This window comes from Streptomyces sp. UNOB3_S3, from assembly GCF_020740895.1.
Taxonomy (GTDB): Bacteria; Actinomycetota; Actinomycetes; order Streptomycetales; family Streptomycetaceae; genus Streptomyces.
In genome coordinates, this window is record NZ_JAILXP010000361.1 from 1 (window position 1) to 7135 (window position 7135).

General features: G+C 72.9%; 7 protein-coding genes. 1 reads left to right on the forward strand and 6 read right to left on the reverse strand.

Annotation, left to right across the window (positions count from 1 at the left end; translation table 11 throughout):
- The coding region (locus tag K6I33_RS28765; protein WP_229357464.1) for an MFS transporter at window positions 1-751 on the forward strand (751 nt) is incomplete at its 5' end.
- A gap of 91 nt (window positions 752-842) precedes the next feature.
- Here K6I33_RS28765 and K6I33_RS28770 read toward each other — a convergent pair.
- From K6I33_RS28770 to K6I33_RS28795, 6 genes are all read right to left on the reverse strand, one after another.
- Window positions 843-1202, reverse strand: coding sequence for a hypothetical protein (locus tag K6I33_RS28770; protein WP_229357465.1), 360 nt, complete (start codon window positions 1200-1202; stop codon window positions 843-845).
- A gap of 15 nt (window positions 1203-1217) precedes the next feature.
- Window positions 1218-2162 carry an alpha/beta hydrolase gene (locus K6I33_RS28775; RefSeq protein ID WP_229357466.1) on the reverse strand — a complete coding sequence of 315 codons (945 nt, stop codon included), beginning with the start codon at window positions 2160-2162 and terminating at the stop codon, window positions 1218-1220.
- Window positions 2163-2427: 265 nt separating this feature from the next.
- Entirely contained in the window at window positions 2428-2844 is a 417-nt protein-coding gene (locus K6I33_RS28780; RefSeq protein WP_229357467.1) for a hypothetical protein, read from the reverse strand.
- A gap of 250 nt (window positions 2845-3094) precedes the next feature.
- Entirely contained in the window at window positions 3095-4942 is a 1848-nt protein-coding gene (locus tag K6I33_RS28785) for a hypothetical protein (protein WP_229357468.1), read from the reverse strand.
- Between the two features lie 289 nt (window positions 4943-5231).
- The gene (locus K6I33_RS28790) at window positions 5232-6368 is read right to left on the reverse strand and encodes a class I SAM-dependent methyltransferase (RefSeq protein WP_229357469.1); all 1137 of its coding nucleotides are present in this window, start codon (window positions 6366-6368) and stop codon (window positions 5232-5234) included.
- Between the two features lie 172 nt (window positions 6369-6540).
- Window positions 6541-7135, reverse strand: a 595-nt coding sequence (locus K6I33_RS28795) for a CPBP family intramembrane glutamic endopeptidase (RefSeq protein WP_229357470.1), incomplete at its 5' end; no start/stop codon positions are given.

The following is a 7135-nucleotide window of genomic DNA, read 5'->3' on the forward strand; positions in this document are numbered from 1 at the left end:
GGGCGATGGCGGGGAGGGCGCGGGCGCCGCCGCACCGGCCCGCCCCGCGGCCGCCACGGCCGAGGTGTCGGCCCGTACCGCCCTGCGCACCCCGCAGTTCTGGTGTCTGTGGGTGGTCCTGTGCGCCAACGTCACCGCGGGCATCGGCATCCTGGAGAAGGCCGCACCGATGATCATGGACTTCTTCGCCGAGTCGTCCTCGCCCGTCACGGCCACCGCCGCCGCCGGATTCGTCGGGCTGCTCTCGCTCGCCAACATGCTGGGCCGGATCCTGTGGTCCTCCGTCTCCGACGCCGCCGGCAGGAAGAACGTCTACCGGCTCTACCTCGGCGCCGGCGCGCTGATGTACCTGCTGATCGCGCTGACCGGCGGCTCCTCCAAACCCGTGCTCATCATCTGCGCGGCCGTCATCCTCTCCTTCTACGGCGGCGGCTTCGCCACCGTCCCCGCCTACCTCAAGGACCTCTTCGGCACCTACCAGGTCGGCGCGATCCACGGCCGGCTCCTCACCGCCTGGTCCACCGCCGGCATCCTCGGCCCCCTCATCGTCAACGCCATCGCCGACGCGGGGAAGTCCGCCGGTCACACCGGACCCGGCCTGTACACCACGTCCTTCTTCGTCATGATCGGGGTGCTGGCCCTGGGCTTCGCCGCGAACGAGTTCGTACGCCCCGTCCACCCCCGCCACCACGAACCCACGGATGCGGAAAAGCGCACCGCCGTCGCGCCGGACGAGGGAGTCGCGCTGTGACCACAGGTCGTAAGGCACTGTTCGTCCTCAGCTGGCTGTGGGTCGGAGCCCCCTTCGCCTACGGCGTCTACGAACTCACCCTCAAGCTCCGTCAGTTGTTCACCGGCTGAGCGCCGCCCGCCGGGTCAGGGACATCAGCCAGACCACCCCCAGCAGGGCGACGACGAGCAGCCCGCAGCAGGTCCACGCCCAGGACCCGGCCGTGCTTCTCGTAGGCCCACAGCGTGAAGCAGCCCGGCACGAGGAAACTGCCCGGCAGGATCAGCGTCGGCAACGGGTTCGAGTTCTGCGTGGTGTACGTGACGAAGACGGCGAGCAGCCACAGCACCAGCCCGCCGAGCAGCCACCGCCACCACAGTCCCGGCCGCGGGGCGGCGGAAGGCGCCCGGGGCGGCGGCTTTGGGGCGGGTGCCGGCCGGGGCCCGCCGGGCCGGCCGTTGACGTCGCTCATGGGCGCCGCATCCTTTCAGGCCGTGCCGTCCAGCAGCCGCTTGAGCCGCGCGAACAGCTCGCCGACGGCGGCGTCCGCGGCGGCGGACACCGGGAACGCGTTCAGGAAGCCGTGGATCAGCCCGGCGTAGGTGTGGACGAACACGTCGACACCGGCGTCCCGGAGGGCCCGCGCGTAGGCCAGGCCCTCGTCGCGCAGCGGGTCGTACTCGGCGGTGCCGATGATCGCGGGAGCCAGTCCGGCGAGGCTCCGGGCCCGCAGCGGCGACACCCGCGCCGAGCCGCGCACGGCGGGGTCGTCGCCCGCGTAGAGGTGCTGTATGCCGGCGATGTCCTCGCGGGTGAGCAGATACCCGGAGCCGTTCTCGGCGCGCGAGGGGTACTCGCCGTCGAAGTCGGTCGCCGGGTAGACGAGCAGCTGGGCCGCCAGCGGGCGGCCCTCGTCCCGGAAGGTCTGGGCGATCACGGCGGCGAGGTTGCCGCCCGCGCTGTCCCCGGCCACGGCGAGGCGGTCGCGCCGCGCCCCGTACTCCTTGACGTGGTCGGCGACGTGGTGCGCCACGGCCAGGCAGTCCTCGTAGGGGGCGGGGAAGGGGTGTTCGGGTGCCCGGCGGTAGTGGACGGCGACGACGACCGCGCCGGTGTCCCGGCACAGCCGGCGGGTCACATGGTCGTGGCTGTCGAGGTCGCCGGTGATCCAGCCGCCGCCGTGGAAGTAGAGCACCGTGGGGACCGGGCCCTCGTCCACGGGCCAGTAGATCCGCACGGGGACGTTCCCGGCGGGCCCGGGCACCGCGCCGTTCTGCACGGAGCCGACGTCGATGGGCTCGGCCGGCGCCGTGGCGGCGGACAGCAGCCGCTCGGCCTCGCGCAGCACCTCGGGGTCGGTGGTCCGGACGGGGGCGGCGGTGACGGCGTTCGCCCGGTCGAGGAGGCCGGCGAGATCCGGGTCGAGGGGCATGGGCGGTGCCCTTTCCTTCGGACGGGTGAAATGGACGGGCCCGTCCGGAGGAAAAGTCCCGGGCCGGCGGCCGCAGGCCCGGGAAGGCGCGGACGCGGCGCATGCCGCCATGATGAACGGCGATCACCCCACGGGCCACTCGTGCGGTCCCGATGGTCTATCAGCCGGTGCTGCGGCACGGCATTTCGGGGAAATGAAAAAAGGCGACCCCCGGTGGAGTGGTCGCCTTTACGGGCGGCGCCGGACGGTGCCGGCGCCCGGTTCCCTACGCGGGGCCGTCGACGGTCGCCCTGGGGGCCTTGGCGCGGCGCTTCTTGGCCTGCTGCGGGAGGGGCTGGGCCTCGCGGGAGGCGTCCAGGAACGGCTTCAGGGCCTCCAGGAGCTTCTCCATGGACTCCTTGCCGAGGTCCACCTCACGACGCTCGTGGGTCATGCACGGACGGGTCGCCAGCTTGAAGCTGCCGTCCTCGTTCTGCTCGTCGGTCTCGTATTCCTCGGTGCTCATGACCGGGGCCAGGATCTCGACGGTGAAGACGTCCTCGGTCACCTCGGGATTGAGGTCGTCGTGGAAAATACGCCGCCAGTACGTTGTGATTTCCTGCCCGCCGACCGGAACGGCGACCGGCTCGACGCCCGGTGCTTCCTTTTCGGAATCTTCAACCTGCTCGAACTTGACTGCCATTGGGCACTCCTTTTTCGCGGTGTCGGAGCCAAACGATATAAGAAACAGGCGTGTTGGGCCAATCGGCAAGGCGGGCGGAACCTTTGGGGTGAAGGGGGAATTTCGCCGCCTCCGGGAGGCCCGCCGGACGCCGGCTCCGCCGCCCCGGTGCGGTGCGCGGCCGGGGCGACGGAGCGTCTCTTGTCTTGCGTTCGAGGCGGTATGACGGACCGACAGGCAAGGGCCCGGGGGGGCGGGCCGTCCCTGTCCGTCAGCCCTGGTTCCGCTCCCGCTCGAGCGAGACGCGCACCCGGTCGACCCCGAGGCCGATCTCGTTCTCGTGCGGCACGGGCGGCGGCGTGTCGCGCAGCAGGTTGACCACCGTGTCGAGGTACTTCTGCCGCTCCTCGCGGGACTGCCGGGGCCCGGCCACCCCCGACTGCCAGGAGTCCTCCTTCCAGCGCTCGATGTCCACCTGCTGCTTGACGAACTCCTCGTTGTACTGCCGCGCCCGCTCCAGCAGCGCGTCCCGGACCGCCTTGTCGTAGTGCCGCCGGAGCTGCCCGGGCAGCTTCTCGACGCGCTCCCGGGCCCGCTTCTCGACGCTCCAGGTGAGGATCCTGGAATTGGCCGACACCCGCTCGCGGTCCGCGTCGGTGGCCGCGTCGGCGCGCAGCCCGGCGAAGCGGCGCTCCACCGCGGCGATCTCCTCGGCGGCGTCGTGGAGGATCACGGCCTTCTCGGCCTCCAGTTGCTCCCGCTCGGTCGCGAGGGCGGCTTTGACGAGCCGTTCGAAGCCGTCGGCGCGGAACGCCCGGAAGGCCTCCTCCCACGCCTTGTCCCTTGTCTGCTGGAAGACCGTCACCGAGGGGATCTGGGCCTCCTGCCACTTCTGGCTGAAGTAGCGCGCGCCGTGGACCGTCAGCCCCAGCGGCCACAGCGGGGACACCGTCAGCGCGTCGCCGCCGAGGCAGGCGATCGTGTCCCCGGCGTCCGTCCGGCCGTGCTCGGCGTCGGCCCCGGCCTGTGTCCCGCAGCCCATGAACGGCACGATCGCCGTGATGGCCGCGGCCTTGTCGAGGCTGGTGGTGTCCTGCGCGAACGCGTCGTGCACGCCCTTGGCCCACAGCGCGGCGCCCGTCACCAGAAGGGCCCCCTTGGCGGTGCCGCCGGCGCTCTTCAGCTGCGCCCGGACGCCGGCCTTCGCCGCCGGGGACAGGTTCGTGTAGCCGCGGATGCGGGCGTGCACATCGGCGGGTGTGAGCTTCCGGCCACCGGCCCCGGCCACGTTCAGGGAGTACTTGGCCGCGAGCCGGGCGAAGGCCTCCTCCACCTGCCGGGCCGCCGGCGCCTCCGTGCTCTCCGGCGTACCGGCCCCGGGCCGTTCCCGGTCCACGGGCGGCTTCGCCGTGTTCTCGCCGGGCGGGGTCCCCTCCGGCCGTCCGCCCTCCGGCTCGCCCCGCTCGCACGCGCCGACGGACCGCTTCGACCTGCCGCCGGACGGGCCGGCCTCGCAGACGCCGTGGCCCTCGGGCCACCCCTTGCCGGCCAGCCAGTCGCGCATTCCGGGATTACGGGGGTCGTCGACCCCCACGATGAACAGGTATTCGCGCGGGATGTCGCCCTCGTAGGCCCAGGCGCCGTTCGTGGACTTCCCGCCGAGCTTCCCGTTGTCGCCCTTGAGATTGCCGCGGCCCAGCAGACCGCCCTGTTCCTTGAGCTCGTTCCACCGGATCTTCACACGCACGGCGCTGCCGCGCGCCTCGATCTCGTTGGCGCCCTCGACGCCCTTCGCCGTGGTCGAGTCCCACATGAACACATGCTGGTGGTGGCCGAGTTTCACGCTTCCCGGCGCCAGCTCGACCCCGCGGTGCTCCGCGGTCTGGAGGCCGCTTTCGTGAAGCGTCCGCCGGAGGCCGTCGAGCCCCGCGCTCTGTTTGTCCACGGCTATGTGCGTGTATTCGGGAGCCATGACCTGCCGGCTCACGCCCCCGTTCTCCGGCCCCGCCGGCGGGGCCGCCTCGGCGACGGCCGCGCCGGTCACCGTGAGGACCACGGCCGTCGCCACCGCCGTCATCGCCGTACGCCGCAGGGCGGAACGCCCCGTCCGATTGCTCATCGTTCCCCTTCTTCAGTCCACGACAGCGGCACCGGAATCCCTTTCGTGGTGCCCCCGTCCTTCGGGAGCCGCCGAGGCAGGAAAGGGCCCACGACGGCCAGGGCAGGCGGCCGTCGTGGAATTCCCGGTGCGGACTTCAGAATTCACGCCGGGTGTGACCGGCGGTAACGGCCGAATGGCCAATGATCGGATACCTCTCAGGGCCCATTTCCCCCGCCGGTCGGCGGGGGTCACGGCACCCATGGGGGGATACGCGCCCAGGAGGGGGACCCGCGACGACGCCTCGCGCTCACGCGACGGTCAGCCGCCAGAGCGAGGTGACCTCCCCGGCGCGCGCCGCGTGGAAGGGGTCCGCCGTGTCCCGTGCGCGGGGATGCCGGGGCCGGGTGCCGGTCCGGTCCACCACCCGCAGCCCCGCGCCCCCGATACGGGCGAGCAACTCGCCCCGCGTCCTGAGCCCCAGCCGCTCGGCCAGGTCGGACAGGACGAGCCACCCCTCCCCGCCGGGTGCGAGGCGGGAGGCGAGCCCGTCCAGGAAGGCGTGGAGCATCCCGCCGCCCGGGTCGTAGACGCCCTGCTCGACGGCGGAGGCGGGCCGGCCCGGAAGCCAGGGCGGATTGCAGACGACGACGTCGGCACGGCCGTCCGGGAACAGCCCGGGCGCGTCCATGACGTCGACGCGCCCGGCGAGCCCGAGCCGGCGGGCGTTCTCCCGGGCGCAGGCCAGCGCGCGCGGGCTGATGTCCGTGGCCACGACCCGCTCGACGCCCCGGTGCGCCAGGACGGCGGCGAGCACCCCCGTCCCCGTGCCGAGGTCGAACGCCGTCCGCCGGCCGGCCCGTCCACGCGCCGGGGCCGGGAGCGGTGCCCGTGCGACCAGGTCGACGTACTCGCCCCTGACGGGCGCGAACACCCCGTAGTGCGGATGGATACGCGCGCCGAGCGCCGGCACCTCCACCCCTCTCCGGCGCCACTCGCGCGCCCCGAGCACGCCCAGCAGCTCGGTGAGGGAGACGGCCGTCGCCCCGCGCGGCGGCCCGTACGCCTCCGCGCACGCCTGACGCGTGTCGGGAGCCCTGCGCAGGCTCAGGGAGTGGTCGTCCTCCAGCAGCACGAGCAGCCGGCCGAGCACCCGGGCCCGGTGCCCGCGGGCCCGGCGGTGCAGCAGGAAGGACCGGGCGGGATCGTCGTCCGGCCGGGGAGCCTTCCGGTCGACGCGGCGGCCCATGGCCCGCAGCAACTGGCGGGCGTTGTGGAAGTCACCGCGCCACAGCAGTGCCGTGCCTTCGCAGGCCAGCCGGTGGGCGGTGTCCGCTGTCATCCGGTCGTCCACGACCACGACCCGGTCGGGCGGCGGGGTCGCGTTCTCGGAGTGCCAGCGGGCGGAGAAGGGGGTGCGGTACTCGGTCCAGTGGATCGTGGACACGGGGGACTCCTCGTGATCGAACGCGCAAGGGGCACGACGAGCACTTCGACGAGGAGCGGGAGGAGGGCGGCCCGTGCCGGGCACGGGCGGGCGTGTCAGGGCAGGCCGGGCTACCGCTCCCGCGTCGAAGCGCGAGAGGGGACGTCGCCGAGAACCATGCCGAGTGTCACGATCAGCCCTTTCCTGAGGTGTCGTCAGAGGCTCGCACGGACGTCCGCACGTGGGCAAGCGATTTCGCCCGCAGGCGCGCGCCGATGGCGATCGCGGCGCAGGCCAGGACCGCCGGGGCCGTCGTCAGAAGCGTCACGGTGTTCACGCCGAGGCCCGCGCGTTCACCGAGGAGGAAGCCGGTGAGGAGGGAGAGCACCATGTTGTTCCCGGCGTGCGCCAGGGACACCACCCATACGCTGCCGGAGCGGTCGTAGAGCCAGCCGAGCAGCGCCTCCTGGAACAGGAACGACACCGTCCAGACAGCCAGCCCCAAGGGCACGTCGGTGAACTCGATGTAGCCGGTGAACGCCAGCGGATAGTGCCACACCGCCCAGATCAGCCCGGTCGCCACCGTGGCCCGCACCGGACGCCCCGGGAACAGCCGCTGCCTGAGGAAGGAGGTCCAGCCGAACTCCTCACCCCCGTAGACGGGTGTCAGGAGCGGGACGACCACCATGAGCAGCGGGACGAACACCCAGGCCGGCAGCCCGCCGGCGAGGTCCGCGAGTGCGGCGGGGCCGGGCACCCGCCACCCCAGCGCCCACCCCAGCGCCCAC

Coding starts and splice junctions, on each gene's coding strand:
- K6I33_RS28770 (WP_229357465.1), bottom strand. CDS start 1,202: ATGAGCGACGTCAACGGCCGGCCCGGCGGGCCCCGGCCGGCACCCGCC.
- K6I33_RS28785 (WP_229357468.1), bottom strand. CDS start 4,942: ATGAGCAATCGGACGGGGCGTTCCGCCCTGCGGCGTACGGCGATGACG.
- K6I33_RS28775 (WP_229357466.1), bottom strand. CDS start 2,162: ATGCCCCTCGACCCGGATCTCGCCGGCCTCCTCGACCGGGCGAACGCC.
- K6I33_RS28780 (WP_229357467.1), bottom strand. CDS start 2,844: ATGGCAGTCAAGTTCGAGCAGGTTGAAGATTCCGAAAAGGAAGCACCG.